We start from the raw sequence: 25295 nt of genomic DNA, 5'->3' as shown, positions 1-25295 counted from the left end.
ACCGAGCTGCGGTCTCGAGTGCCGCTTCTCCACAGGGTTGTCCACCGGCCTCGAGTGATGCCTGTGCGGGAGCGGGAGGACGCGGATCCCACCTGTGGATAACTGCGGCTCAACACCGTAACCAACCGAGCCGACAGGAGACAAATCCACCACAGCGACTCCCGCGTGTCAATGAGCGGAAGCCCTCGTCCTCCGTGCATGATCGAGGATTCGCCCGGTCCACATTTGACCGGCGACGGTGCAGGCCGTAGCTTTAATCAGTTGACGCCTGCCCGGTGTCGTCCGTGCGGCCCTCGCGGGTTTCACGGAGCCGCAGCCGGGCACCCCTTCTTCCCGGAGGATCCGAGTCGCCGCCCGAGCGGGTGGCGCCGGTTCGCGCCGCGGAACACGTACGTGGAGATCTGAATCATGAGCAAGCGAACCTTCCAGCCGAACAACCGTCGTCGCGCCAAGGTGCACGGCTTTCGTCTGCGCATGCGCACCCGCGCCGGCCGCGCCATCCTGAGCGCTCGCCGCGCCAAGGGGCGCACCGAGCTCTCCGCCTAGTAGCGACCGGTACCGACCAGCGGTGCTGGCCAGAGCCAATCGCATCGTCCACGGAGGCGAGTACCGGACAGTCGTCCGTCGCGGTGTGCGGTCCACGGGACCGCACACCGTCACGTATGTCCGCCGGTCCTCCGCGGCCGCTCCTGCGCGGTTCGGGTTCATCGTCGCCAAGACGGTCGGCACCGCGGTGACGCGCAACACCGTCCGCCGCCGCCTCAAGGCTGTCGCGTTCGAGCTTGTCCGCGAGATCGACCCGGGCACCCAGGTGGTCGTCCGTGCACTCCCGGGCAGTGCCGACGCTGCGTGGTCGGATTTGCGGGCCGAAGTCGCTACCGCGATGGCGCGGGCCCTGCGCAAGAGCGGCGCCCCCTCATGACGGCAGTACTCCCCCGCTGCGAGTCCTGGCCCGCCCTGCTCGGCTGGACGGTGCTCCTGCTCCCGAGGAATCTCGGCGTCCTGCTTCTGATTGCCTACCGGTCCGTCGTCTCTCCGCTCTACGGGGACGTCTGCCGCTACTACCCCTCGTGCTCCGCGTACGCGCTCCAGGCGGTCCAGTTCCACGGGCTCGTCCTCGGCTCCGTCCTCGCGGCCCGCCGTCTGCTCCGCTGCCACCCGTGGGCGGCCGGCGGCATCGACGACGTCCCGACCTCGATCCCCCTGCACCGACCGGCTTCCGGCCGGACCCGCTTCGCTGTGACGCGAGCCGGGTTCGTCGTGGGCCCTCGAAAGGACTGACCTCACTTCATGGACCTCCTCGGCACGATCCTCTGGCCCCTCAAGTGGGTGGTCGAGCTGCTCCTCGTCGCCTTCCACCAGCTGCTGACGTTCACCGGCATGGAGGCGGCCGCAGGAATCACCTGGGTCCTCTCGATCGTCGGCCTGGTCATCGTCATCCGCGCCGCGCTTATTCCGATCTTCGTCAAGCAGATCAAGAGCCAGCGCCGGATGCTGGAGGTCGCACCTCAGCTCAAGAAGATCCAGGACAAGTACAAGGGCAAGCGCGACCAGCTGTCCCGCGAGGCGATGTCTCGCGAGACGATGGAGCTCTACAAGAAGACGGGCACCAATCCGCTCGCCTCCTGTCTGCCACTGCTGATCCAGATGCCGATCTTCTTCAGTCTGTTCTCGGTCCTGAACGCGGCGCAGCACAGCCAGAAGGGCGTCGGTCCGCTCGATGAGACCCTCGCCCGCCAGTTCGGCGAGGCGAACCTGTTCGGCGTTGCTCCGTTGCACCAGTCGATCCAGGGCGCGCTCGCTCAGGGCGGCCAGGAGCCGGTCATCGTCATCGCGGTGATCATGGTGGTCCTGATGACCGCCTCGCAGTTCATCACCCAGCTGCAGATCGTGTCGAAGAACATGTCCCCCGAGGCCAAGGCCTCGCCGACGTTCAAGCAGCAGCGGATCCTGCTCTACATCCTCCCCCTCGTCTTTGCTTTCTCGGGCTTCGCCTTCCCTCTCGGCGTCATGTTCTACTGGCTGACCTCGAACATCTGGACGATGATCCAGCAGTTCATCGTCATCCGGAACATGCCGACGCCGGGCAGTGAGGCCGCGAAGGCCCGCGAGGAGCGCCTGCGCCGCAAGGGCAAGCTGGTCGAGGAGACGACGGCCGCGGGCGATGTCACTCTCGTCGAGAAGAAGGCGGTCCAGCGCACGCAGCCCGTGAGCAAGAACCGCTCCAAGAAACAAGCCGGAAAGAAGTAGAGCCGCCATGACCGATCCGATGCAGACCATTTCTGACGACGCACCCGCGACGACTGTGGATGCCGACGCGCCCGCCGGCGACGAGGCGTCGGAGTCGACGCTGTCGCAGCTCGAGGACGAGGGCGACGTCGCCGCCGACTACATCGAGGAGTTCCTCGATATCTGCGACCTCGACGGCGATATCGACATCGAGGTCCGCAACGGTCGCGCGTACCTCTCGGTGACGGCCTCCGGTGACACCAACCTCCGCGTGCTCTCCCGTCCCGACGCGGTCCAGGCACTGCAGGAGCTGACCAGGCTCGCGGTGCAGACGAAGACGGGGGCCTTCTCGCGCCTCATCCTCGACATCGGGGGTTCCCGCGATGCGCGCGAGGCCGAGCTGGCGCAGCTCGTCGACCGGGCCGTCGAGCGCATCGAGGACGGCGCTACGTCGGCGTCGCTGCCGCCGATGTCGTCGTACGAGCGCAAGCTGGTGCACGACATGGTGAGCGAGCGCGGATTCGTGTCGGAGTCGCGCGGTGAGGCCCGCGAGCGCCACACCGTCATCACCCGCGGCTGAGCGGCGTGGAGTCGACGCTCGAGGCCGAACCCGCGGCTGCTGTGGCGATCGCCGGCGATCGTCTGCCCGTGCTGCGGCGTTTCACGCAGGCGCTGGCGGAGCAGGGTGAGGAGCGCGGTCTGATTGGACCGCTGGAGCTTCCCCGGCTCTGGACGCGGCACGTACTCAACAGTGCCCTGGTGGCGCCTCTCCTTCGTCCGGGGCTGGTGGGTGATGTTGGCAGTGGTGCCGGCCTTCCAGGGCTCGTACTGGGCATCGTGCGGCCCGACGTCCGCTTCGTGCTTATCGAGCCGATGGAACGCCGCATTGTGTGGCTCCGAGAGCAGGTCGAGCAGCTCGTACTCGATAATGTCTCGGTTATGCGGGCGCGAGCGGAGGAGATTCGGCTCCCTGAACCGCTCGACCAGGTGACGGCACGAGCGGTCAGCGCGTTGTCGAAGCTGATCCCGCTGACTGCGCCCCTGCTGCGTCCGGGTGGCGAGTTGGTCCTCCTGAAGGGGATCAACGCCGAGAAGGAGATCGAGGCGGCGGCGAAGCAGATCCGGCGTTGGCGAGTGTCCCCGCCCGAGGTCGTCATACTCGGCGACGGCGTGCTCTCCGAGGTGACGCGGGTCGTCCGGGCTACAGTGGGGTGATCGCCACGGCGCCGCAGTGAGTTCTTGGCTCATCGAGCGCCGACTTCGCGGTGTTGGCATCTGTCCCATTCGCTGAGCGAAGGTTTCACGTGAAACAATCCGATTCCGCCGGTCTGTCCGGAGGCTTCGACTCGTCGACGCCTCTTGCCCGGGAGATCGCCGACATGACGCGGCGACGGGCACTGTTGAACGCTCAGCCGCTGCCCAAGCCGGAATCGACGAGGGTCATCACGATCTCGAACCAGAAGGGCGGGGTCGGCAAAACCACGACGACGGTGAATCTTGCGGCCGGTCTCGCTCGCGGTGAGGCGAAGGTGCTCGTCATCGACCTGGACCCGCAGGGCAACGCGTCGACCGCTCTGGGTATTGAGCATCGCGCGGACACCGCGAGCGTCTACGACGTCATCGTCAACGACACTCCCCTGGCCGACGTCGTGCAGAAGAGCCCAGAGTTCGCGTCCCTCTACGGCGTCCCGGCGACGATCCATCTGGCCGGCGCGGAGATCGAGTTGGTGTCCCTCGTCGCGCGGGAGCAGCGGCTCCGTCGAGCTCTCGATCGGATGCTGGACGGGATGGACGAGCCGTTCGATTACGTCTTCATCGACTGCCCGCCCTCGCTCGGGTTGCTGACCATCAATGCCTTCGTGGCAGCCCGTGAGGTGCTCATCCCGATCCAGTGCGAGTACTACGCGCTCGAGGGGCTCAGCCAGCTCCTGAAGAACATCGACCTGATTGAGCGGCACCTGAATCCGAACCTCGGCGTGTCAACGATCCTGCTGACGATGTACGACGGCCGCACGAATCTGTCGCAGCAGGTAGCCGCGGATGTCCGCGAGCACTTCCCGAAGGAGGTACTGCGTGCTGTCATTCCGCGCAACGTCCGTATCTCCGAGGCTCCGAGTTACGGCCAGAGCGTGATCAGCTACGACCCTCAGTCGTCCGGGTCGCTGGCCTATCTAGAGGCTGCGGCCGAAATTGCACGCCGGGGTGCGCGCAGGCCGGCGGAGATGGCAGACGAAGGAGAGGCACGCTGATGGCGAACAAGCGCACAGGACTCGGCCGGGGGATCGGCTCGCTCATCCCGACCAGCGACGAGACGCGATCGCGACCGGTCGATGTCTTCTTCCCTGATCAGGTCGGCGATTCGGCTCGGGCCGAGGAGCTGCTCGAGGTGCCAGGCGCTCGGCTGGCACGACTCCCCCTGGCCGACATCGTGCCGAACACGGCACAGCCGCGGTCTGTCTTCGATGAGGACGATCTCGCCGAACTGGTGCACAGCATCCGGGAATTCGGCGTCCTGCAGCCGATCGTCGTCCGTCCGATCACGGCCCGCGGAAAGTCGACGTACGAACTCGTGATGGGGGAACGCCGGTTCCGCGCGTCCAAGGCGGCTGGCCTCACGACCATCCCGGCCGTGGTGAAGGACACCGCAGACGAGAATATGCTGCGGGACGCGCTGCTGGAGAACCTGCATAGGGCTGATCTCAATCCGCTCGAGGAGGCATCCGCCTACCAGCAGCTCTTGAGCGACTTCGGTATTACCCAGGAGGCGCTCGCTACTCGGCTCGGTCGGTCCCGACCGCAGATATCGAATACGTTGCGGCTCCTGCGCCTGCCCGCGGAGGTGCAGGCCCGGGTGGCGGCCGGCGTTCTGTCGGCTGGACACGCTCGCGCGGTCCTGTCTCTCGACGATGTCGAGCTCATGCGTCGGCTCGCGGACAAGATCGTCAGGGAGGATCTGTCGGTTCGAGCTGCGGAAGCAGCGGCTGCCCAGCTGAAGGCACCACGAGCGACCACCCGTGTTGCAGCACAGGAGCAGGGTGGACACTCCGGTCACCTCGCGTCGATTGCGGATCACCTCGGTGATCGGTTGAACACACGGGTGAAGGTGACGTTGGGGGCCCGCAAGGGACAGATGGTCATCGATTTCGCGACGATTCAGGACCTCAATCGGATCCTCGCGGAGATCGGCGAGCCGTCTGAGGTGTCGCTCGCACCGTAGAGCGTTTCACGTGAAACGGTGGCTGCGGCTCGGCAGGTTCTCGGTGGTCAAAGAGGCGCGGCGCGCTGTGTAGGGGCCGCGTCCCTCGTCAGAATGCTGAGCCGCCAGATCTCTGCTGGCGATCCCAGCGGCGGTGACGTTCGTCCTCAGATGGTCTAGGTAGCTAGGTCTCGACACGCCGCTGAGGCGGATCCTCAAGGAGTGTCAGATGCCCGCCGCAGAGCGTCATGCCCCGCGCCGGGTGGCTGTCCTTCTGGCCTTCCTAGAGAGGTACGAAAGACGAAGGCTGCCAGCAGTGAGGTCGTTCGGACGAGGGGAACGTTAGCACGAGGAGGAGGACCGCCGTTTCACGTGAAACGGCCTACGCGGAGGCGGCAAGCCTGGCGAGTGTCGAGTAGACGTCGCCGAGGTAGCGACCAGAGGCCTCGATGGCCTGGGGGACGAGTGAGGTCTCCGTCATGCCGGGGAGGACGTTGGCGTCGAAGAACCAGGGGGAGCCTGATTCGTCGAGAATAAAGTCGAGGCGGGAGAGATGCCGGAGCCCGAGGATTTCGTGGATGGCGACGGCCGCGCGGGAAACGTCGTCCGATACCTCCGGTGCAATGCGAGCCGGCGTGTAGAAGCGGGTCTCCCCCGCGTTGTAGCGGGCCTCGAAGGTGTAGCGGCCGGCGACGGGTGCGATCTCGACCGGCGGCAGAGCGAAGGGGCCGTCGCCGAGGTCGAGGACTCCGACGGAGACCTCCGTGCCGAGGATCTGCTGCTCGATGAGGACGACGTCGCCGTAGGTGTACGCCTCGACCATCGCGCGGGGCAGCTGGGACGAGTCCGAGACAATGCTGACGCCCTGAGCGGATCCGCCCTGGGCGGGCTTCACGACGAGCGGACCGGGAAGGTGTGCTTCGACCTGCTCGAGGATGCCGGCGGCGCCAAGTTCACGGAACGTCTCGCGGGGGAGGGTCACGGAGCGGGGAGTCGAGAAGCCGGCGCGAGCGACGAGGGTCTTGGCCGTCGGCTTGAACCAGGCGAGCCGCGCAGCATCCGTCCGAGAACCGACGTAAGCGAAACCCGCGGCCTCGAGGAGACCGAGGAGCGCACCGTCCTCGCCGCTGGCACCGTGCACGGCCGGCCAGACGACGTCCGGGCGCATCTGGAGAAGCGTTGTGAGGAGGTTTCCGTCAGGCTCGTGCAGGGTGATGCGGTGGCCCATCGCCGACAGTCGGTCAGCGACCCTTCGGCCGGAGCGGAGCGAGACGTCGCGTTCGTGGCTGATGCCGCCACTGATGACGACAATGTCGAGCGGACGGTCGAGCACAGAGAAACCGGTCATGACCAGGCCTTTCTTATCGTCGGAGCGGCGTCAGGAGATGTTGGGCGGCAGCCCGGCGTCGCGCCTGCTCGTCTCGGCGCTGGTCAACCGACCGGTACCGGCGAAGGTCGAGAGTAGATCGAGTTCGCCGTTGATCACCGTCGCGAGCCGCCGGATCCCGTCTCCGATCCGCTCTGGAGTCGGATAGCAGAAGGACAGGCGGATGTTCTGCCGACCGTCTCCGTTGCTGTAAAAAGCGGTGCCCGGCGTATAGGCGACCAGCTCTTTCACTGCCCTCGGCAGCATCGCCTTCGAGTCGAGCTCGTCCGGCAAGGTCACCCAGACGTAGAACCCGCCGTTCGGGTTCGTCCAGCGCAGATCGGGGAGGTGATTCTGCAAACCCCGGAGCATGGCCTCCTTGCGCTCTCGGTAGACGCCGCGGAAGGTGTCGATCTGGGCCTTCCAGTCGGCAGTCGTGAGGTACTGGGAGATCACGAGCTGACTGAACGACGAAGGACTGAGGACGGCCGCCTCATTGGCGAGGATGAGGCGCTCGCGAATCGCGTGCGGCGCGAGCGCCCAACCGACCCGGAATCCGGGCGCGAGCGTCTTGGAGAAGGTGCCGAGATAGATGACACCGTCCTCCTCGAGCGAGCGCATCGCCTTCGGCGGCACGTCCTCGAAGTAGAGGAGTCCGTACGGGTTGTCCTCCAGGACGAGGATTCCCTCGGACGTGCAGATCTCGAGGATCTCGACCCGGCGCTCCCAGCGCAGCGTCACTCCGGCCGGGTTGTGGAAGGTGGGGATCGTGTAGAGGAACTTGATCCTTTTTCCGGCGGCGCGGACCCGGGCGATGTGTTCCCGCAGTGCCGCAGGGATCAGACCGTGCTCGTCCATCGGGACGTGCTCGACCTCGGCCTGGTACGAGCGGAAGATAACCATCGCCGTGACATAGCTGGGGCCCTCGGAGAGGACGACATCACCGGGGTCGAGGAACAGCTTGGAGACGAGCTCCAGGGCGTGTTGCGAGCCCGTGGTGACGACGATGTCGTCTGCGCTCGCGGAAATACCTTCGAGGGCCATCACGTCCAGGATCTGCTCCCGGAGGACGGGGACACCCTGCCCGGATCCGTACTGCAGCGCGACGGGACCTTGTTCGCGCATCACTGTGTCGATGGCGCCGGACACCAGATCCTGGGGGAGCGCGGACACGAACGGCATTCCCCCGGCAAGCGAGACCACTTCGGGGCGCGACGCGACGGCGAACAGAGCCCGGACCTCGCTGGCGGCCAAACCGGCCGTGCGCTCCGCGTAGGAGTTATACCAGGGGTCGAGGTTGGTGCCGCGGTTGGTCACGATGGTTGTTCCGCTTCAATCGGTGGACAGGGTCGCCCGTGCCGAAGCCGGGTGGATCCACAGTACCGGCCGCTCCTGTGCTGTGCCGTGGTCGTCGGGCGCCACCGAGGGAACCGTGGCCTGCCCCGTTTCACGTGAAACAGCGGTGAAAGACGGAGAACCCCCGCCACAGCGTGACGAGGGTTCTCCGGCGGCCACACGGGCCGAGTGGGACGTGAACTCAGAGGAACGCGGCCAGATCGGCTTCAAGAGCGGGCTTCGGCTTGGCGCCGATGACGGTCTTGACGACCTCGCCCTTTTGGTAGACCTTCATCGCCGGGATGGACGTGATCTGGTACTTCGCAGCGGTCTGCGGGTTCTCGTCGACATTCAGCTTGACGATCTCGATCTTGTCGCCGTGCTCGGCCGAGATCTGGTCGAGGATCGGCGAGACCATGCGGCACGGGCCGCACCACTCGGCCCAGAAGTCGACCAGGACGGTCTTGTCGGAGTCGAGGACGTCGGACTGGAACGATGCGTCGGTGACGCTCTTCGCGGTGGACATGGTGTTCTCTCCTTCACGAGTCGGCGGCCGCCGGCTCCGGTGTGAGCTGACCGAACGGTCAGCGGGTGATGAGCTCGGCCCGGGGTGAGCCGTCGGTGTGGGCGACGCCGTCGGCGAGCGAGGCAAGGTAGTGCTCCGCGTCGAGCGCGGCGACCGTTCCGGATGCGGCGGCGGTGACGGCCTGACGGTAGGTCGGGTCGATCACGTCGCCAGCGGCGAAGACGCCGGGAACGGAGGTCTGGGAAGAGCGGCCGACCACCGAAATGGTGCCCTCGGTGGTGAGGTCGAGCTTGCCGTGCACGATGTGGGTGCGCGGGTCGTTGCCGATCGCGATGAACAGGCCGTCGAGGTCGAGGTGGGACTCGGTGCCGTCGACCGTGTCGCGCAGCTGTACGCCGTCGACATGGTTCTCGCCGGAGATCCCGGTTACCTCGGCGTTCCAAATGAACTCGATCTTGTCGTTGTCGAAGGCGCGTTTCTGCATGACCTTCGATGCGCGGAGCGAGTTCTTGCGGTGGATGAGGTAGACCTTCGCCGCGTGCTTGGTGAGGAAGGTCGCCTCCTCCATCGCGGAGTCGCCTCCACCGACGACCGCGATGGTCTTCCCCTTGAAGAAAAAGCCGTCGCAGGTGGCGCACCACGAGACACCGTGTCCCGATAGGCGGTCCTCGTCGTGGAGTCCGAGCTTGCGGTAGGCCGAGCCGGTTGCGACGACGACGGTCTTCGCTTCGATGCTCTCGCCGGAGCCGAGGTGGACCGTCTTCACCTCACCGTCGAGATCGAGGGAGGTGACGTCGTCGTAGAACGTCTCGGCGCCGAACTTCTCGGCCTGCGCCTGCATCGCAGTCATCAGCTCGGGGCCGAGGATGCCGTCGGGGAAGCCGGGGAAATTTTCGACGTCGGTGGTGTTCATCAGATCCCCGCCTATCTCGACCGACGAGGCCACGACCACCGGGTGCAGTTCGGCGCGCGCCGCGTACATGGCGGCGGTCCAGCCGGCTGGACCGGATCCGATGATGACGATGTCGCGCACGGCAACTCCTCGGGTGTGGTCGAGCGGTGACGGGTGGGGCGAAGGCCGAGCACCGGAAGCCGGTCGCTCGAACGTTCCGCGGCTCCGTGGGCTACAACACATCCTAGGCGGGCGCTATTCCTCGGGGCTGAGGGCGGCGGCTCCGCTCTCTGAACCGGCAGGGGCTCGCCTCGGAAACCGCGCCTGACCAGGTATTATCGCGAGACGAGTCAGCGGCCCAGACGGCGGAGGACCGGCGCGAGCAGAGCACGCAACTCCGGTACCCGCAGGAACCAGAGGACCGCGACGTAGACGAGCGCCATCGCCGTACCGATCACCGCCATCGAGAGCAGCGGTTCGACGTAGTTCGAGACGGCGAAACCGTCCGGCCGCGTCCCTCCGAGAGCGACGAGAACGCCGTAGCCGACAGCCGCCGAGGGCACCGCAGCGATGGTGAACTGCACGAGCCGGACCAGGATCCGCCTGCCTCCCGTCCCCCCGAGCCGGCGCCGCAGGAGGAGGGCAGCCACCACGGCCTGCACGCAGATGCCGAGTGAGGTGGCCGCGGCGATGCCGATAGCCACCTGGTCGACGGGGAGGCGGAGCACCACGAGGTAGCCGATGACCGCGACGACGACCTGCACCAGAGTGAACAGGAACGGTCGCAGTCCGTCGCTCAACGCATAGAAGGCGCGCTGCATGATAGCGATAGAGGAGAACAGCGGCAGGGCGATCACGTAGGCCGTGGCGATGGCACCGATGGCCTGCGCGTCGGCGAAGCGGTCAGTGAAAACGGAGCCGAACGGCACGGCGACGACGACGATGGCTGCGGCGGCGAAGACCAGCATCATCAGCACGAGCCGGAGCGAGGTGGAGACGTCGGAGCGGAATTCCTTCATTTCTCCCCGGGCGGTGTGCCCACTCATCTTGGTGAAGTACGCCATCGCGATCGAGATCGCGATCACCGAGTGCGGGAGCATGAAGATCAGCCACGCCTTCTGCAGCGCCGCCGCCGAGGGGCCCTCACCGGAGGCGATGGAGGAGACCCGGCTCTCGACGATCCCGGCGCCGATCGTCAGCAGCACCGTCGCGAACGACCACAGCGACATCCGCCCCGCTGTGCCGAGACCGACACCGCGGAAGCGGAAGTCCGGCCGATAGCTGAGGCCGACTTTCCGCCAGAAGAGCATCAGGAACAGCGACTGCACGACGATGCCCAGCGTCGCGCTGCCGGCGAGCAGGGAGACCATCGCCGACGTCCACGATTCGACCGGTCGATCTCCCTCCGGATCGGCGCCGAACAGCAGCATGAACGCCAGGAGCCCGGCGATCACGACGACATTGTTCAGCACCGGCGCCCAGGTGAAGGGGCCGAACGAGCCGCGCGCGTTGAGGACCTCGCCGAGGATCGTGAAGAGACCGTAGAAGAAGACCTGCGGCAGGCACCAGAAGGCGAAGGCGACGGCTAGCTGGTACTGCTCCGGCCCGTAGCCGGGCGCGTAGAGGCGCGCGAGCAGGGGTGCGAGCAGGGTCGCCGCGACCGTGGTCACCAGCAGGAGTCCGAGTGCCAGGGTGAGCAGTCGGTTGATGTACCCGCGTCCGCCGTCCGCATCCAGTCCCGCTCGGACGATCTGCGGGACGAGCACAGCGTTCAGCGCACCGCCGGCGATGATCGAGTAGATCGTGTTCGGCAGGAGGTTCGCGGTGGTGAAGGCGTCCGCGCCCGGTGCCACCGCGGCTCCGATCGTGTTCGCCATCACGATCGACATCACGAAGCCGAGGATCCGCGAGACCATCGTGCCGGAGGCGAGGACGGCGCTCGCGCGTCCGAGGGAGAAGCTAGCCACGCGGGTCCGATCGTTGGTCGTCGAGGCCGGGCTGGACCGCGAGCACGGCGTTCGGGTCCTCCTCCTCGGGGGTGTCGCCTCGACGGCGACGGAGGATGTTGCGGATGATGCCGAGCCCGAAGACGATGACGAGCACGATCCCGATGACGAGCGTGCCCACCGTCTCCCAGTCGGCGCGAACGCTGGTTGTCATCCCGGTCGCAGTGCCGATCGGAGCGCCGTCGGACGAGGTGAGTTGCAGGCCCAGGCTCGTTTCGCCGTTGCCGACGCGGGCCTTCACCGGAATGAGGACGCGGCCCTGTGAGCGGGCGTCGATCGCGGTGGTCTCGATGGCGCCCTCATCGATGTCGAGGACGGCGTTCGAGGTGGAGGCCTGGATCCGGACGGCGACGGGCCACGGGAGCTGATTGCGGACGTAAACGGGGATGCTCGAGTCTCGGGAGACCTGCAGGATGCTGTCGGTCGCGTCGATCGAGACCAGCGAGAGCGTAGTGTCGGCCTGCTCGCGAGCCGTAGTCACGGCATCGCGCCAGGCGCTGCCGTCGCCGCGCCAGCCCACGGAGAGCAGCGCGAGGACGTCGTTGCGGCTCTTGCCCGCCAGCAGTTCAGGCTTCTGCAGCACTGACGAGAAAGCCTCGACCCTGGAGCCGGAGCCGAGTAGGCCGCGAACCTGATTGACCCGGAGCGTCGACTCGGGCGAGTCGACGACGCTCGCGCCCTGGGTGGCGGGGACGGCGAGGGCCGAGGAGAGGGTGGTGGCGCGGGACCACGGCAGCGAGTCGATCGCGTCGAGGGTCTCGGACAGGCGCTCGGCGCTGAGCGCGGAGTCGCGGCCGAGGGTGAGCACCACGCTTGGTGCCTCGCCCTCCTCCTGCACCTCGGCGAGATCGGTGGCGATGACGGACACACGAGCACGCCACTCGGTGTCGTCGGTGGCGGTCGCGGCCGCGTTGAAGGCATCGGTCAGCCGGGAGTCGGCCACGACGAGGTCGGAGGCGCCGACGCTCGCCCGCGCGGTCGTGGTGACGTCCTGCGGGAGTAGGAGCCCGTCGGAGGCGACGATGGTGCGGTTCACGCCGCTGGCCGCGTAGACGTCGAGGTCGGAGCCGCGGAGGGTGCCCTCGTCCGGCCAGGCGACGTTCCCGAGCGAGGTGCTCCAGTCCGAGGCGACCAGCGACTCGGCGCTCGGTCGCGCCGGCAGATCCTCGGCGGGCTGGCCGGCGTCGGCGGCTGTGGTGGGGGCGGGAGTAGCGGTGCCGGGCGCCGCGGCGAACCGCTTGTTGTCGATCGCGTACTCGAAGGAGACGGGAGAGAGGAGCGTCGCGAGGCCGGCCTGCGCCTGCGCCGAGACGTCGGCATCGGCGTACGGCAGGGCGAAGCGCTCGTTCGGCGCGGTCTGCAGGCGGTCGAGCCAGTCGAGGGCCGACTTCGGAGCGGAGCGGCCGAGGATCCGGATCGAGGCGAGGATGCGCGGGTCGACCCCGATCGTCACTCCTTTCCCGATGACCTCGTCGAGCTGGCGGGTCAGGGTTCCCGTGCTGTTCGTGTCGTCGGCAAGTGTCTCGGCCGAGAGCAGGCCGTCCGCGGTGTCCGGGACGGTGAGAGGCACGAGGACGCTGACGCCGGTCTCGCGCTCGGGGGCCGCCTCGTCGGCGAGCTCCACCGCCGTCCGGGCGGTCGAGACGACACCGCCCGGTCCGGTGACAGTGACCAGGACGGCGTGAGTGCCGAGGGCGGTGCGGTCCTTCGAGAAGGGGATCTGATCGACCGGAACGGTGAGACCGACCTCGGCGGTACTCGAGGGCGCGAGGCGGAGCTGTGCGCCCGCCTGCACGGGGTCGGTGTCGTTGTCGGCCTCGGCGTCGAGCCAGTCGTGCAGCTCGGCGCGGGTGTCGAGGGTGGCGTAGGAGAGGGCGACGGTGACGTCGGCGGTGTCGATCGCCTCGGTGGTGTCGTTACGTACGGCGATCGAGAGCTGGAGGTCCCCACCGGGGCGCAGGACTCCGTCCTGGCCGGCTCCGGCCGTCGTGGTGACCCTGCCGGAGGCGGGCGCGGTGACGGCGGTCGAGACGTTCGGGGCCGCGAGCGCGGGGGAGGCGACGCCGGAGAGGCCGAGCGCGAGGGCGGCGGCAGCTGTGGAAGGGAGAAGGAGAAGCGCCGCCCGCGAGCGGAGGGAGGGGTCGCGCCGATGCATCGGTCTCACTCGGCCTCCATGCGGGTGATTCTACGGGCAGGCCTCCTCCGGGCAGGCGACGCGCGCCCGGAGTGCCCGGTGCTGACGGGTAACCGTATGACACGGTTATCCGCTGTCGCGACACCTCCCCACGACTAGGATCGTGCGAATGCACAGCGTCCAGACCGCTCTCGAGACTCTCCGCGCACTCGCGCAGACGCCGACCGTGGCGCGGCTGGCGGAGGCGTTCTCGGCAGAGGGGCACGAGCTCGCCCTCGTCGGGGGACCGGTCCGCGACGCCTTCCTCGGACACGGCGTGCACGACCTGGACTTCACCACCTCCGCTCGTCCCGACGACATCGTGCGGATCGTCGCTCCGATCGCCGAGGCGCACTGGGACATCGGTCGGGCCTTCGGCACGGTCGGCGCGCGCGTGTCGGGGGAGACGGTCGAGATCACGACCTATCGCAGCGACAGCTATGACGGTGTGAGCCGCAAGCCCGAGGTCGAGTTCGGCGATTCGCTCGAGGGGGATCTCGTGCGGCGCGACTTCACGGTGAACGCGATGGCGCTCCGGCTCCCCGAGGTGGTCCTCATCGATCCGTCCGGGGGTGTCGAGGACCTGCTCGCCGAGCGGCTGCGCACCCCCGCCCCGGCCGACCTCTCCTTCGGCGACGACCCGCTCCGAATGCTCCGCGGGGCGCGCTTCACCTCGCAGCTCGGCTTCCGCACCACCGACGAGGTGGAGTGGGCGATGGCGGAGCTCGCCGGCCGGATCCGCGACGTCTCGGCGGAGCGTGTGCAGGAGGAGCTGCGCAAGCTCCTTGCGACACCCTCGCCGCGAGCCGGGCTGGAGCTGCTGGTCGACACCGGTCTAGCCGGTCACGTCCTCCCGGAGCTGCCCGCCCTGCGCCTGGAGCAGGACGAACACCACCACCACAAGGACGTGTACACCCACAGCCTCACCGTCCTCGAGCAGGCGATCTCGCTGGAGCAGTCCCGGAACCCCGGAGCCGCTCCGGACGTCGTTCTGCGGCTCGCGGCACTCCTGCACGACATCGGCAAGCCGGCCACTCGACGTCTCGAGGCCGGCGGCGCGGTGAGCTTCCACCACCACGACCTGGTCGGCGCCAAGCTCGCAATCAAGCGGATGCGCGCGCTGAAGTTCGACAAGCACTCCATAACCGAGGTCGCCCGGCTGATCGAGCTGCACCTGCGGTTCTTCGGGTACACGGACGGCGCGTGGACCGACTCCGCGGTGCGCCGCTACGTGACCGACGCGGGGCCCCTGCTGGAGCGGCTGCACATCCTCACTCGCGCTGACGTGACCACGCGCAACCGACGCAAGGCCGACCGACTCTCACACGCCTACGACGACCTCGAGGCGCGCATCGCCGAGCTCGCCGAGAAGGAGGAGCTGGCCTCGAAGCGGCCCGACCTGGACGGCACCCGAATCATGGAGATCCTCGGCCTGGCTCCGGGGCCCGAGGTGGGGCAGGCGTACCGGTTCCTGCTCGAGCTGCGGCTGGAGGAGGGTCCGCTCGGCGAGGAGATCGCGACGCAGCGGCTCCGCGAGTGGTGGGCGTCGCGCTGAGGCGCTGACACCGCCCGCCCGCGACCCGCCCGGCGCGTCGCGGCGGTCCTGCTGTAGTCTGTCCAGGTTGTCCACGACCAGACGCACTCGCGTCCGCGGGAGTGGGCAGATGCTACATACCCTCCTGTCACGGAAATACCGTGGCCGTTCAGTCCGAAGGAGGTGGGTTAGTGACGCATCAGTACGAAATCATGGTCATCCTGGACCCCGAGATCGATGAGCGCACCGTCGCTCCGAGTCTCGACAAGTTCCTCAACGTCATCCGCACCGATGGTGGATCCATCGACAAGGTCGACGTCTGGGGCCGCCGTCGTCTGGCGTACGAGATCAACAAGAAGTCCGAGGGCATCTACGCCGTCGTCGACTTCACGTCGACCTCCGCCGCCGCGAACGAGCTCGACCGTCAGCTGAAGCTGTCCGAGGCCGTCATGCGCACCAAGGTGCTGCGGGCCGAAGAGGGCATCGCCCAGGTCGCGGCCGCCGCGAAGCTCGCCGACGAGAAGGCCGCCCGCAAGGCGGCCAAGGCCTCGGCCGCTCCCAAGGCGTAGCGCTCATGGCTGGCGAGACGATCATCACCGTGGTGGGGAACCTCACCGCTGACCCCGAGCTGCGCTACACGCAGGGCGGGCTCGCGGTCGCGAACTTCACCATCGCCTCCACGCCGCGCACCTTCGACCGTCAGGCGAACGACTGGAAGGACGGCGAAGCGCTGTTCCTCCGCGCCTCCGTCTGGCGCGAGTTCGCCGAGAACGTCGCGGGGACGCTGACCAAGGGGAGCCGTGTCGTCGCGACCGGCCGCCTGAAGCAGCGCTCCTACGAGACGAAGGAAGGCGAGAAGCGCACCAGCATCGAGCTCGAGATCGACGAGATCGGGCCGTCGCTTCGCTACGCGACCGCGCAGGTCACGCGCGCCTCCGGTGGAGGCGGACGCGGCCAGGCCGGTGGCGGCCAGGGCAACGGCGGTCAGATCGGCGGTGGCCAGGGCGGCTTCGGCGGCGGCAACCAGGGCGGCTCCGGCACCACCGGCGGCAACCGTGGCGGCCAGGCTGAGGAGCCGTGGGCGCCGAGCGCTCCTGCCGGTGGCGACGTGTGGAGCACGCCGGGCAGCTACAACGACGAGACGCCGTTCTGAGCCTCGGCTTGGACGCTCTCCTCACCTGAATCCCGCCCCACCCGCACCGCGATCGCTCGCGACGGGGCAGGGGCGAACCAGAATCTAAGGAAACCACTATGGCTGGAAAGAGCAGCGGCGACCGCCGCAAGCCGATCCGCGGCAAGGGCGCGAAGAACGCGGCCCCCGCGAAGTCGGTCCGCGTGGGTGTCATCGACTACAAAGACGTCGCGACCCTCCGCAAGTTCATCTCGGAGCGCGGGAAGATCCGCGCCCGTCGTATCACCGGCGTCTCCGTCCAGGAGCAGCGCCTCATCGCCCGCGCCGTCAAGAACGCCCGCGAGATGGCGCTCCTGCCCTACGCCGGCAGCGGAAGGTAGGTAACGGTATGTCCAAGGTCATCCTGACCCACGAGGTCGACGGGCTCGGTTCCGCCGGCGACGTCGTCGACGTGAAAAACGGGTTCGCCCGCAACTACCTCATCCCGCAGGGCTTCGGCGTCGCGTGGACCCGCGGTGGCGAGAAGCAGGTCGAGCAGATCAAGTCGGCGCGAGCCGCTCGTGAGCACAAGACCATCGAAGAGGCTCAGCACACCAAGCAGGTCCTCGAGGCCAACCGCGTGAAGCTGACGGTCAAGGCCGGCAAGGACGGCCGCCTGTTCGGCTCGGTGAAGACCTCCGACATCGCGAACGCGGTGGCGGCAGCCGGATTCGGTGAGCTCGACAAGCGCAAGATCGTGATCGCGAACGCGATCAAGCATGTCGGCGAGCACGAGGCCGTGGTGCGTCTGCGCGACGACATCCAGGCCACCGTGAAGCTGCAGGTGGTCGCGGCCAAGTAAGGCCGCGAGAGCGCCGCGGAGGGCGGTGCGAGAGGACTCACGGGTCCCCTCGCACCGCCCTCCGTCGTTACCGTTGTCCACAGCTCCATCCACATACACCCTCCGGCGGGACCAACCTTCACGGTGGTCTTGAGACTCTTTTCCCCACACAGCTGTGGAAAGCGGAAAAAGCCTGGTCAGGTCTGAGAAAATACTTCCCGGCAGCGCCGAATCCCACAGGGTTGTGCACATGTTGCCCACAGTGGGCACGGCGTTTCTCCTCGGTTCTGCACAGCTCTCTCCACAGGGCGGTTTGCGTGCTGCGGGTAGCGGTCCGTAGGGTGGCGCAGCGCCCCGCGAGGGGTGCGGGCAGGCGCCCGTGCGCCGCTGTCGGAGGTCGCTGGTAGACCGGACCCGACACCGGTTCATCCGGATGCGCAGCACCGACAGGAGGAGGCGAAGGCATGACGATCGCGCACCTGGCGGTACCCGGCTCGGACGGACGCGGCGAGTCCCGCGGCAATGAGCGGACTCCTCCACACGACCTCCTCGCCGAGCAATCGGCTCTCGGCGGAATGCTGCTCTCGAAGGATGCGGTCGCCGACGTCGTCGAGAGCGTCAAGGGCACGGACTTCTACATCCCGAAGCACGAGATCGTGTTCGACGCGATCCTCGCCCTCTACTCGCACGGCGAGCCGACCGACGTCATCGCGGTCACTGACGAGCTCACCAAGCAGGGCGAGCTTCAGCGGGCCGGCGGAGCCGACTACCTGCACACGCTCACCTCGATGGTGCCGACCGCCGCGAACGCGGGCTACTACGCCTCCATCGTCGCCGAGCGGGCGCTGCTGCGTCGTCTCGTCGAGGCGGGCACCCGGATCGCGCAGATGGGCTACCAGGGCGAGGGCGAGGTGCTCGATCTCGTCAATTCAGCGCAGGCCGAGATTTACAACGTCACGGGGTCCGAGACGGCGGAGGACTACGTCCCGCTGACCGACGCCGTGACGGTCGCGATCGATGAGATTGAGGCGGCCGCGCACAAGGACGGTGCCTTCACGGGTGTGCCCACGGGCTTCGCGGACCTCGACGACCTGACCAACGGCTTCCACCCCGGGCAGATGATCATCGTCGCCGCGCGACCCGCGCTCGGAAAGTCGACTCTCGCGCTCGACTTCGCCCGCGCCGCCGCGATCAAGCACAACATGGCCACGATCTTCTTCTCGCTCGAGATGGGGCGCAGCGAGATCGCGATGCGCCTCCTCTCGGCCGAGGCCTCGGTGCCGTTGCAGCACATGCGCAAGGGCACGGTCGACCAGCGCGACTGGACGACCATCGCCTCCACCCGCGGAAGGATCAACGACGCGCCCCTCTACATCGACGACTCGCCCAACATGACATTGGTGGAGATCCGCGCGAAGTGCCGCCGGCTCAAGCAGCGCGTCGGCCTCAAGATGGTCGTCATCGATTACCTCCAGCTGATGACCTCCGGCAAGAAGGTCGAGAGTCGCCAGCAGGAGGTCTCGGAGTTCTCGCGTGCGCTCAAGCTGCTCGCGAAGGAGCTGCAGGTGCCGGTCATCGCACTCTCGCAGCTGAACCGAGGCCCCGAGCAGCGCGCCGACAAGCTGCCCGCGATCTCGGATCTGCGCGAGTCGGGCTCGATCGAGCAGGACGCCGACATGGTGATCCTCCTGCACCGCGAGAGCGCGTACGAGAAGGACAATCCGCGGGCGGGCGAGGCCGACCTCATCGTCGCGAAGCACCGCAACGGTCCGACCCGAACGGTGACGGTCGGCTTCCACGGCCACTTCTCCCGCTTCGCCGACATCCCGGCGGTCTGACGGTCCCACGATCAAGGGGCTGAGTTGGAGGGCGCCGCCGACGGTCCAACTGGGTTAGGTCGGTCCCCCAGAATTCCAACTCCGGGGCCCGTTCTGTTGTAGCGTCGACGTATGGATCAGCATCGTTTCGCCGACTCGCCCTTCGGGAGCCCGACTCAGGAACCAGGGAACAAGTGGGCGTTCACCTACTACCTGCCGAAGCATCTGCCCCGCGCCATGGATCTCTCCGCGGAGGTTGTGTCAGCCCTCTCGGAGGCTGACGCAGCCCTGGGCCATCTTCAGGGCCTCGGGATGCTCATCACCGATCCGGGGCAACTCATCGGGCCCTACCTGAGGAGGGAGGCCCTGGCGAGCTCCCGCATCGAGGGGACCCAGGCGTCCCTCTCGGACGTCTTCCAGTCCGAAATCGATGAGGACTCGCGGAACGACGACACGGCCGAGGTCCACCGCTACCTCGAAGCGACGCACCAGGCGTACAAGCTGGCGAAGACCCTTCCCCTCACCCAGCGGCTGATCCTCGCCGTACACGCGACGCTCCTCACAGGAGTGCGAGGCGAGGAGAAGAACCCGGGCGAGTTCCGGACGTCCCCGGTCTGGGTCGGGCACGCCGGCGCAACGCCGGATATCGCGACCTTCGTTCCTCCACTGCCTGTCCACCTGGGTGATCTACTTGGCGACTGGGAGCGTTTCGTGAACGACGACGGACGGCACCTTCCTGCCTTGATCCAAGCGGGCCTCATGCATTATCAGTTCGAGACGATCCACCCCTTTCTCGACGGCAACGGGCGGATCGGGCGTCTGCTCATCAACCTGCTCCTCATGGAACGGAGGAGACTTCCCCAGCCCCTCCTGTACCTCTCCCACTTCTTCGAGACCCACCGCGAGGAGTACTACGAGCGCTTGCAGGCCGTCCGAGAGACCGGCGACGTGGAGGGCTGGCTGACGTTCTTCCTCGAAGCGGTCCGCGCACAGTCGGACGATGCGGTCGCACGTTCCCGGGAGCTCATCGGGATCCGCGAGCGCTACTACGAGGAAGCGATCAAGGAGAGGTCGAACCTGCCTCGACTCGTGGAGATCATCGTGCGCAATCCGTTCGTGACGGTCCGGCATGTTCAAGCCCGTCTCGACATCACGAACCAGGGCGCCAGGAACCTCATCCGCAATGCCGAAGGCCGCGGATGGCTTCGATCGCTGGGTACGCACGGCCGCGGGGGCAAGGAGCACTGGTACTCTCCGGACATTTTCCGAGTGATGGAGTTGCCGATGGCGTACGACAACTCGGCCGTTCCTTACCGGATCGGCCGCTCGTGAACGCTGAGGACTCGACCGAGAACGTCCCGCTGGGCGGCGGGTCGATCCGGCTGGGGCAGTTCCTGAAGTTCGCGGGGATCCTCTCGGGCGGCGAGGCGAAGGAGGCGGTCGCCGAGGGGCTCGTGACGGTCAACGGCGAGGTCGATCTGCGCCGTGGCCGCCAGCTCGTGGTGGGCGACGTCGTCGGATTCGACGGGAGCCGGTTCCGCGTCGGTGCGTGACGCGCGTCCCGCGACCCTCGATCCCGCTCGTGGACACCCCGCGGGCGCCGGTGCGTCGGCGTGTTGAGCAGCGGCTCGGCGCACACTGGCTCCTGGACATCCCGGGACGATAGGAGACGCGCATGCAGCTCGGCATTCACTTCATGAACTTCACCCTCCCCGGAGGGAGCGCGGGGATCGCACCGATCCTCGGGAAGACCGCGCGGACGGCCGAGGAGGTCGGCTGCGCCTGGTTCACGCTGATGGACCACTACTTCCAGATGGAGCACTTCGCGACCAGCGAGGATCCGATGCTCGAGGGCTACACCTCGCTCGGCTTCGTCGCCGGGCAGACGGAGCGGATGCGGCTGGGGCTGCTGGTCACCGGCGTGACCTACCGGCATCCGGGCCTGCTGGCGAAGATCGTCACCACCCTCGACGTGCTCTCCGGCGGGCGAGCGATGCTGGGTATCGGCGCGGCCTGGTACGAGCGCGAGCACCTCGGACTCGGTGTTCCGTACCCGCCGCTCAAGGAGCGGTTCGAGCGGCTGGAGGAGACACTGCGGATCTGCCGTCAGATGTGGAGCGAGGACGACGGGCCATTCGAGGGGACCCACTACCGGCTGGCGGAGACGCTGAACCACCCGGCGCCGATCCAGCAGCCGGGCCCGCCGATTCTGATCGGCGGCGGCGGGGAGCGGAAGACGCTGCGCCTCGTCGCCCAGTACGGCGATGCCTGCAACCTGTTCGGCACCGGCGCGGACGACGTGGCGCACAAGCTCGATGTGCTGAAACGGCACTGCGACGAGCTCGACCGCGACTACGCGGCGATCACGAAGACCATCACCGGCGGTGGCGATCCCCTCGGCGACCCCGACGGCTTCGTGCGGGCGATGGAACAGTACGCGGCGCTCGGGATCGACCACGTGCAGCTCGCGCCGGCCGGACCTGACCCGGAGGCGTACGTCGCCCGCCTGGGCGAGGGAGTGATCGAGCGGGCCGCCGCGCTCGGCTGAGCGCCCGCGGGCCCGTTCCGGCTCGTCGGCTGGTCCGAACCTTGCCATTCCGACCCGCCGTGCCGATCCTCCGTCCGCCCCTGTCCGCCAGCGGCGCGAATCACAGGGTGATCACATTCTCCAGGAGGAGATGGGCGGTAACGCTGATCGACGCATGACGAGCGCGCGCCTTCGCGCGGAGCAGATCCCAGGCGGCGTCGATGTTGACCCCTCTGCGGTGAGCGATCATCCCCTTGGCCTGCTCGATGACAATGCGGGAGTCGAGTGCATGCTGGAGCTGCTCGAGAGCCAGGGTGTTGATCCGGGTGGTCCGCTCGTGGACGAGAGCGATGGTGGCGACATCCGCGATGGCCTGCGCTGCCAAGACCTCGGACGCGTCGAGACCGCCCGCAGTGGCGCGGAAGATCCCGAGAGCTCCGATGGTTCTGCCGGCAAAGCGGAGGGGAATCGAGTGTGTCGATTGAAATCCGCATTCCTGGACGGCCTCTGCGACAAATGGCCATCGTGCGCCGATGTCCGCCGAACTGACTCCGGTGACGACGGCGCCGGTGCGGATCGTCTCTGCGAAGGGGCTGTCGTCCGAGGAGAATTGCAGCATCTCGATGAGGCACAGTCGTTCATCAGTCGAGGCGATCACGACGAGTTCGCCGTTCCCGTCCACCAGGACGATACCTGCGTCATCGGCATCGAGGAGCGTGGAGCACCGGTCGACGAGGTCCTGCAGGAGGTCGACCGCGTCGAACGCGTCGACCAGTGTGGTGGTGACGGCGGTCAGGGTGTCCAAGAGCATCTGCTCACGGTCAAGGGCGGCCATTATCGAATCCTACGTCCGCTTCAGATCGATGAGTCGATGAAGAAGTCGAGCTTTCTGACGATAATCCGACCGGTGACTTCGCGGATGCCGACGTCGGTGGCGAAGGCGCACGCCCGCATGACGGCCAGGGCGTCGTTCGCTCGACGTCGGGGGCATTTTCTCGTCCCGTCTTATCCCGACAGCATTTCCTCTGCATACTCGTCAGATGTCACCCGTCATCGCCGTCGGGTAGCGTCTCGTACGAGAAGTGACGAGTCGCATGGACGGTTCGCAGGACGGAGCGTTCCAGCATGGAGTACTGCCTCACGACCCGCAGTCGAGGCGTCACGAGGACGCCTGCGGCTTCCCGCGGTCTCGCCCGCGCCCGGCGCGCTCTGCACACCTCTCTGATCGGGAGTCGATCCCATGCACGATGAGTTCTCCGGAAGGATCGTTCCGATACCACCCGGCCTCGATGCCCATCTGTCGGTGAAGGAGAGCGTCAGGATGTCGCGAGGGATCCATTCGCTCGTGGGGCGCGACGCGCAAGGCTGGTTCGACTCGTGGGGCGCGAGCATCCTTCCCCATGGTCCTCTCGCGATCCGGACCGAGGTCTTCGACGGGCCGGGGATGACCCTGGTCCGCATCTGGCACACGTCGGCGCAGATCATCCCCGTGCCGGACTCGCGCTCAACCGCACTGCTCCCTCTCGCGGGCCAACTGAGCGTCCTCACCGAGGACGGCCGGCAGATCGGGGATCTCACTCGCGGTCAGCTGGGACTCGCGGGGAGAGAAGCCGCCTATACCCTGCACGCCGCAGCTCCGGTGAGCTGGATGGGCCTGAAGCTGGAGGGGAGCGTCGGTGGCGGGGTGGTGGCGGATCGCGAAACCGTCGTGCTACGCGATCCCGACCAGCTGCCCCTGATCGCCATCTCGATGATCAACTCCCTGTTCTCCCATCCGGATTCGCTGCAACCCGCGTCGCTGGTGCATCTGCGGAGTGCGCTGGTCGAAGTGCTGGGAAGCGCGGCGGTGAGTGCGCGGCAGCGTCAGGTGCACCAGGCGACGGGGTTCCTCGTCGGCCAGATCGGAGCCTCGCCGGCGGAGGCGATGCTCGTCATGCGCCTCTACGCGGTCCGCCACTCGCTCACCCTCACCGAGGTCGCATGCGAGGTCCTCGCTCAGCGTCTCGATCTCTCCGCCGCGTTGGGTCCTCACGGCTTCCGGTCCTGACGAGTCGGAGGGCGGGCTGCGGGGAGTCCGGGCTCAGCTCGGGATGTTCTCGTAGCCGCAGGTGATTCTGGTATCGCCCGCCGCCACGCTGTCCTCGGTCGGGCCGAAGGCGGTCACAGCGTCCAACCGTGCGGGATCGGCGGCCGCCGCGCAGAGGGACTGCATGTCGGCCTGGACGCCGTCCGCCGTTGTCGCTGTGGTGTTAGGGAGAGCGAAGACAACGAAGTCGGACGTACTGTCGCAGCCTGCGGGCACCCAGGTGTCGCCCTGGTGGGAGAAGCAGTCGCCGATCTCGACCGACGCGCTGACGGACTCCGTCGCCCCGTCACTGCGTGCTGCGGTGCAGCCGCTCAGAAGCAGGCCGACCACGATCAGGCCGAGCACACCTCCGGCACGCGGCGCTGAGCGCCGACCGTGCGTGGACGGGGCAGTGGAACGAGTATTCGAGGTCATGGGGGCTCCAGTCAGCGTGACGTCGCGGCGAGACCGCTGCGAGCCGCGCGGGAGCGCGACCAGGACAGCGTCCCGCGCGTCGACACGAGCGCGCGTCACTCTTCCGATGCGTCGACCTGCCCCTTGCGGGTGACATCGTCGCGCCGATCGAGGAGTCGCGGCGAGATCGAGCTTCGGCAGATCAGACAAGAGGACAGGTGCCGATGCGCCGAACCTATGGAGTATCCGTGAGACGCGCGCACGTTAGCGATCACATCCCGCCAAGTATGGTCATTCGCAGCTTGCACCTGAGAATGTGTCGGAATGAACGACTCCACCACCACATTTCGGACGCCTCCGACGCAGGAGCGTGCGCAACAGACCGTCGACCGGATGCTGGACGCCACGCGGGCGCTTCTGCTGGAGAATCGGGGTGCTTGGCCGACGACCGCTGCCGTGGCGCAGCGCGCGGGTGTCTCGATCGGCATTCTCTACCGCTACTTTCGGGGCCAGCGCGACCTCGTCACCACCGTCCGTCGAGACGATCCGGTCGCCGTGACCCACACTGCGTTGCTCCGGGCGGCAGGGATCGCCGCGTCCGCTTCCGATCAGCGCAGCAAGCGGCAGGCCGTCGCCGCGCTGAACGATTTCATCGCGGCTCTCGGGGCCGAGCCGGACCCCGTGCGCAGCGCCGAGCTCTACGAGTAGGAGCCGGAACCCGAGCGGAGCTGACCCACGAGAGGCGACCGGAACGCCTCGGGGCTCTCCGCGGACGGTCGAGACGACCCGGCCGGCCTGGTCCGCGAGGCCGCCGCCGCTGGGCCCCTCGTGCACACGACCACTCGAGAGCGCGCTATCGCTCCCGCCGGGGCCGTGCAGCGACTCGACCCGGGCGTTCTGTCGCCCGGTGCCGATGCGAGAGCGTCGGCACCGCAGCGGTAGTACGGATTGCGCCACGGCACCGAAGAGCGCGCCGCCGCGACCAATTTCTCTCCTTTGCGGCCCGTCTCTTCTCGCCCTTCCGAGAAAAACTCTGACGGGCAGGGGTGCCCTCCTTCTCCCCGCCATTCCGCGGATGACCCCAAGGAAGACCCCGACGATTCATCGACTACTCCTCGAATCAGGCACACGAACCCGGTGATTGCCGCCGAAAGAGGCGAGCATTGCCGGATTCTGCATTTGACAGAGCAGAGTCGCCAGGGTGTAAGCACACTCATCACGGCACCTGCTCCACGCGGCTGTCGATCGCTTGTTGTCACTCGA

General features: G+C 67.5%; 27 protein-coding genes. 19 read left to right on the top strand and 8 right to left on the bottom strand.

The features are described from left to right. Nucleotides 1-408 precede the first annotated feature (408 nt). The 8 genes from rpmH to A6122_RS15280 all read left to right on the top strand — a co-directional run bounded on the left by rpmH (nt 409) and on the right by A6122_RS15280 (nt 5446). Nucleotides 409-546, top strand: coding sequence for a 50S ribosomal protein L34 (rpmH, locus tag A6122_RS15315; RefSeq protein ID WP_027692766.1), 138 nt, complete (start codon nt 409-411; stop codon nt 544-546). Nucleotides 547-568: 22 nt separating this feature from the next. Then, the gene (rnpA, locus tag A6122_RS15310) at nt 569-922 is read left to right on the top strand and encodes a ribonuclease P protein component (protein ID WP_068256742.1); all 354 of its coding nucleotides are present in this window, start codon (nt 569-571) and stop codon (nt 920-922) included. After that, complete coding sequence (yidD, locus tag A6122_RS15305; RefSeq protein ID WP_068256739.1) at nt 919-1281, top strand: membrane protein insertion efficiency factor YidD; 363 nt, start codon at nt 919-921, stop codon at nt 1279-1281. The genes rnpA and yidD overlap by 4 nt, the downstream gene beginning before the upstream one ends. A 9-nt stretch (nt 1282-1290) precedes the next feature. Next, a complete protein-coding gene (gene yidC / locus A6122_RS15300) occupies nt 1291-2250 on the top strand; it encodes a membrane protein insertase YidC (RefSeq protein ID WP_068256737.1) in 960 nt (319 codons plus the stop codon). Nucleotides 2251-2257: 7 nt separating this feature from the next. Continuing rightward, nucleotides 2258-2809 carry a Jag family protein gene (locus A6122_RS15295; protein ID WP_084416124.1) on the top strand — a complete coding sequence of 184 codons (552 nt, stop codon included), beginning with the start codon at nt 2258-2260 and terminating at the stop codon, nt 2807-2809. A 5-nt stretch (nt 2810-2814) separates the two neighbouring features. Then, nucleotides 2815-3444, top strand: coding sequence for a 16S rRNA (guanine(527)-N(7))-methyltransferase RsmG (gene rsmG / locus A6122_RS15290; protein ID WP_104261829.1), 630 nt, complete (start codon nt 2815-2817; stop codon nt 3442-3444). A 164-nt stretch (nt 3445-3608) separates the two neighbouring features. Next, nucleotides 3609-4478 carry a ParA family protein gene (locus A6122_RS15285; RefSeq protein WP_084416218.1) on the top strand — a complete coding sequence of 290 codons (870 nt, stop codon included), beginning with the start codon at nt 3609-3611 and terminating at the stop codon, nt 4476-4478. Next, nucleotides 4478-5446, top strand: coding sequence for a ParB/RepB/Spo0J family partition protein (locus A6122_RS15280; protein ID WP_068256730.1), 969 nt, complete (start codon nt 4478-4480; stop codon nt 5444-5446). The genes A6122_RS15285 and A6122_RS15280 overlap by 1 nt, the downstream gene beginning before the upstream one ends. 361 nt (nt 5447-5807) lie before the next feature. Here the strand turns inward: A6122_RS15280 and A6122_RS15275 are convergent, their stop codons facing one another. The 6 genes from A6122_RS15275 to A6122_RS15250 form a co-directional block, all read right to left on the bottom strand. After that, nucleotides 5808-6773, bottom strand: coding sequence for a D-alanine--D-alanine ligase family protein (locus A6122_RS15275; RefSeq protein WP_068256727.1), 966 nt, complete (start codon nt 6771-6773; stop codon nt 5808-5810). Nucleotides 6774-6803: 30 nt separating this feature from the next. After that, nucleotides 6804-8108: an aminotransferase-like domain-containing protein gene (locus tag A6122_RS15270; RefSeq protein WP_068256724.1), complete on the bottom strand. Its 1305-nt coding sequence runs from the start codon at nt 8106-8108 to the stop codon at nt 6804-6806. A gap of 220 nt (nt 8109-8328) precedes the next feature. Beyond that, nucleotides 8329-8652: a thioredoxin gene (gene trxA / locus A6122_RS15265; protein ID WP_068256722.1), complete on the bottom strand. Its 324-nt coding sequence runs from the start codon at nt 8650-8652 to the stop codon at nt 8329-8331. 58 nt (nt 8653-8710) lie between these two features. Continuing rightward, nucleotides 8711-9685, bottom strand: a complete 975-nt coding sequence (trxB, locus tag A6122_RS15260; protein ID WP_068256719.1) for a thioredoxin-disulfide reductase — start codon at nt 9683-9685, stop codon at nt 8711-8713. A 209-nt stretch (nt 9686-9894) separates the two neighbouring features. Beyond that, nucleotides 9895-11511: a murein biosynthesis integral membrane protein MurJ gene (murJ, locus tag A6122_RS15255; protein ID WP_084416123.1), complete on the bottom strand. Its 1617-nt coding sequence runs from the start codon at nt 11509-11511 to the stop codon at nt 9895-9897. Next, a complete protein-coding gene (locus A6122_RS15250) occupies nt 11504-13705 on the bottom strand; it encodes a DUF6049 family protein (protein ID WP_068256717.1) in 2202 nt (733 codons plus the stop codon). The genes murJ and A6122_RS15250 overlap by 8 nt, the downstream gene beginning before the upstream one ends. Nucleotides 13706-13853: 148 nt before the next feature. On the opposite strand from A6122_RS15250, the gene A6122_RS15245 reads away from it, so the two are divergent. The 9 genes from A6122_RS15245 (at nt 13854) to A6122_RS15205 (ending at nt 21574) form a co-directional block, all read left to right on the top strand. Next, complete coding sequence (locus A6122_RS15245; RefSeq protein WP_068256715.1) at nt 13854-15278, top strand: CCA tRNA nucleotidyltransferase; 1425 nt, start codon at nt 13854-13856, stop codon at nt 15276-15278. A gap of 170 nt (nt 15279-15448) precedes the next feature. Next, entirely contained in the window at nt 15449-15826 is a 378-nt protein-coding gene (gene rpsF / locus A6122_RS15240; protein ID WP_068207796.1) for a 30S ribosomal protein S6, read from the top strand. Nucleotides 15827-15831: 5 nt separating this feature from the next. Continuing rightward, nucleotides 15832-16410, top strand: coding sequence for a single-stranded DNA-binding protein (locus A6122_RS15235; RefSeq protein WP_068256713.1), 579 nt, complete (start codon nt 15832-15834; stop codon nt 16408-16410). 98 nt (nt 16411-16508) lie between these two features. After that, entirely contained in the window at nt 16509-16769 is a 261-nt protein-coding gene (rpsR, locus tag A6122_RS15230) for a 30S ribosomal protein S18 (RefSeq protein WP_055784551.1), read from the top strand. An 8-nt stretch (nt 16770-16777) separates the two neighbouring features. Further along, nucleotides 16778-17230 carry a 50S ribosomal protein L9 gene (gene rplI / locus A6122_RS15225; protein ID WP_068256710.1) on the top strand — a complete coding sequence of 151 codons (453 nt, stop codon included), beginning with the start codon at nt 16778-16780 and terminating at the stop codon, nt 17228-17230. A gap of 443 nt (nt 17231-17673) precedes the next feature. Continuing rightward, on the top strand, nt 17674-19047 hold the full coding sequence (dnaB, locus tag A6122_RS15220) for a replicative DNA helicase (protein ID WP_068256707.1): 1374 nt from the start codon (nt 17674-17676) through the stop codon (nt 19045-19047). Nucleotides 19048-19263: 216 nt separating this feature from the next. Beyond that, complete coding sequence (locus A6122_RS15215; RefSeq protein ID WP_208855033.1) at nt 19264-20358, top strand: Fic family protein; 1095 nt, start codon at nt 19264-19266, stop codon at nt 20356-20358. Then, nucleotides 20355-20579 (top strand): RNA-binding S4 domain-containing protein, encoded by a 225-nt coding sequence (locus tag A6122_RS17060; RefSeq protein WP_068256701.1) that lies wholly within the window; start codon nt 20355-20357, stop codon nt 20577-20579. Before A6122_RS15215 ends, A6122_RS17060 begins: the two co-directional genes overlap by 4 nt. Nucleotides 20580-20701: 122 nt before the next feature. Beyond that, nucleotides 20702-21574 carry an LLM class F420-dependent oxidoreductase gene (locus A6122_RS15205; protein ID WP_068256698.1) on the top strand — a complete coding sequence of 291 codons (873 nt, stop codon included), beginning with the start codon at nt 20702-20704 and terminating at the stop codon, nt 21572-21574. A gap of 100 nt (nt 21575-21674) precedes the next feature. On the opposite strand, the gene A6122_RS15200 is transcribed toward A6122_RS15205, so the two are convergent. Next, complete coding sequence (locus A6122_RS15200) at nt 21675-22388, bottom strand: GAF and ANTAR domain-containing protein (RefSeq protein WP_068256695.1); 714 nt, start codon at nt 22386-22388, stop codon at nt 21675-21677. Between the two features lie 486 nt (nt 22389-22874). Between A6122_RS15200 and A6122_RS15195 the strand changes: the two genes are divergently transcribed. Continuing rightward, a complete protein-coding gene (locus A6122_RS15195) occupies nt 22875-23600 on the top strand; it encodes an ANTAR domain-containing protein (RefSeq protein ID WP_068256692.1) in 726 nt (241 codons plus the stop codon). Nucleotides 23601-23633: 33 nt separating this feature from the next. Here A6122_RS15195 and A6122_RS15190 read toward each other — a convergent pair whose 3' ends face one another. Beyond that, on the bottom strand, nt 23634-24053 hold the full coding sequence (locus A6122_RS15190; protein WP_146085032.1) for a hypothetical protein: 420 nt from the start codon (nt 24051-24053) through the stop codon (nt 23634-23636). 303 nt (nt 24054-24356) lie between these two features. Between A6122_RS15190 and A6122_RS15185 the strand changes: the two genes are divergently transcribed. Beyond that, a complete protein-coding gene (locus A6122_RS15185; protein ID WP_084416121.1) occupies nt 24357-24740 on the top strand; it encodes a TetR/AcrR family transcriptional regulator in 384 nt (127 codons plus the stop codon). Nucleotides 24741-25295 lie beyond the last annotated feature (555 nt).

The sequence above is a fragment of the Rathayibacter tritici genome, from assembly GCF_001641005.1.
Classification (GTDB): domain Bacteria; phylum Actinomycetota; class Actinomycetes; order Actinomycetales; family Microbacteriaceae; genus Rathayibacter; species Rathayibacter tritici.
This window is presented reverse-complemented; position numbering and strand designations above follow the sequence as displayed.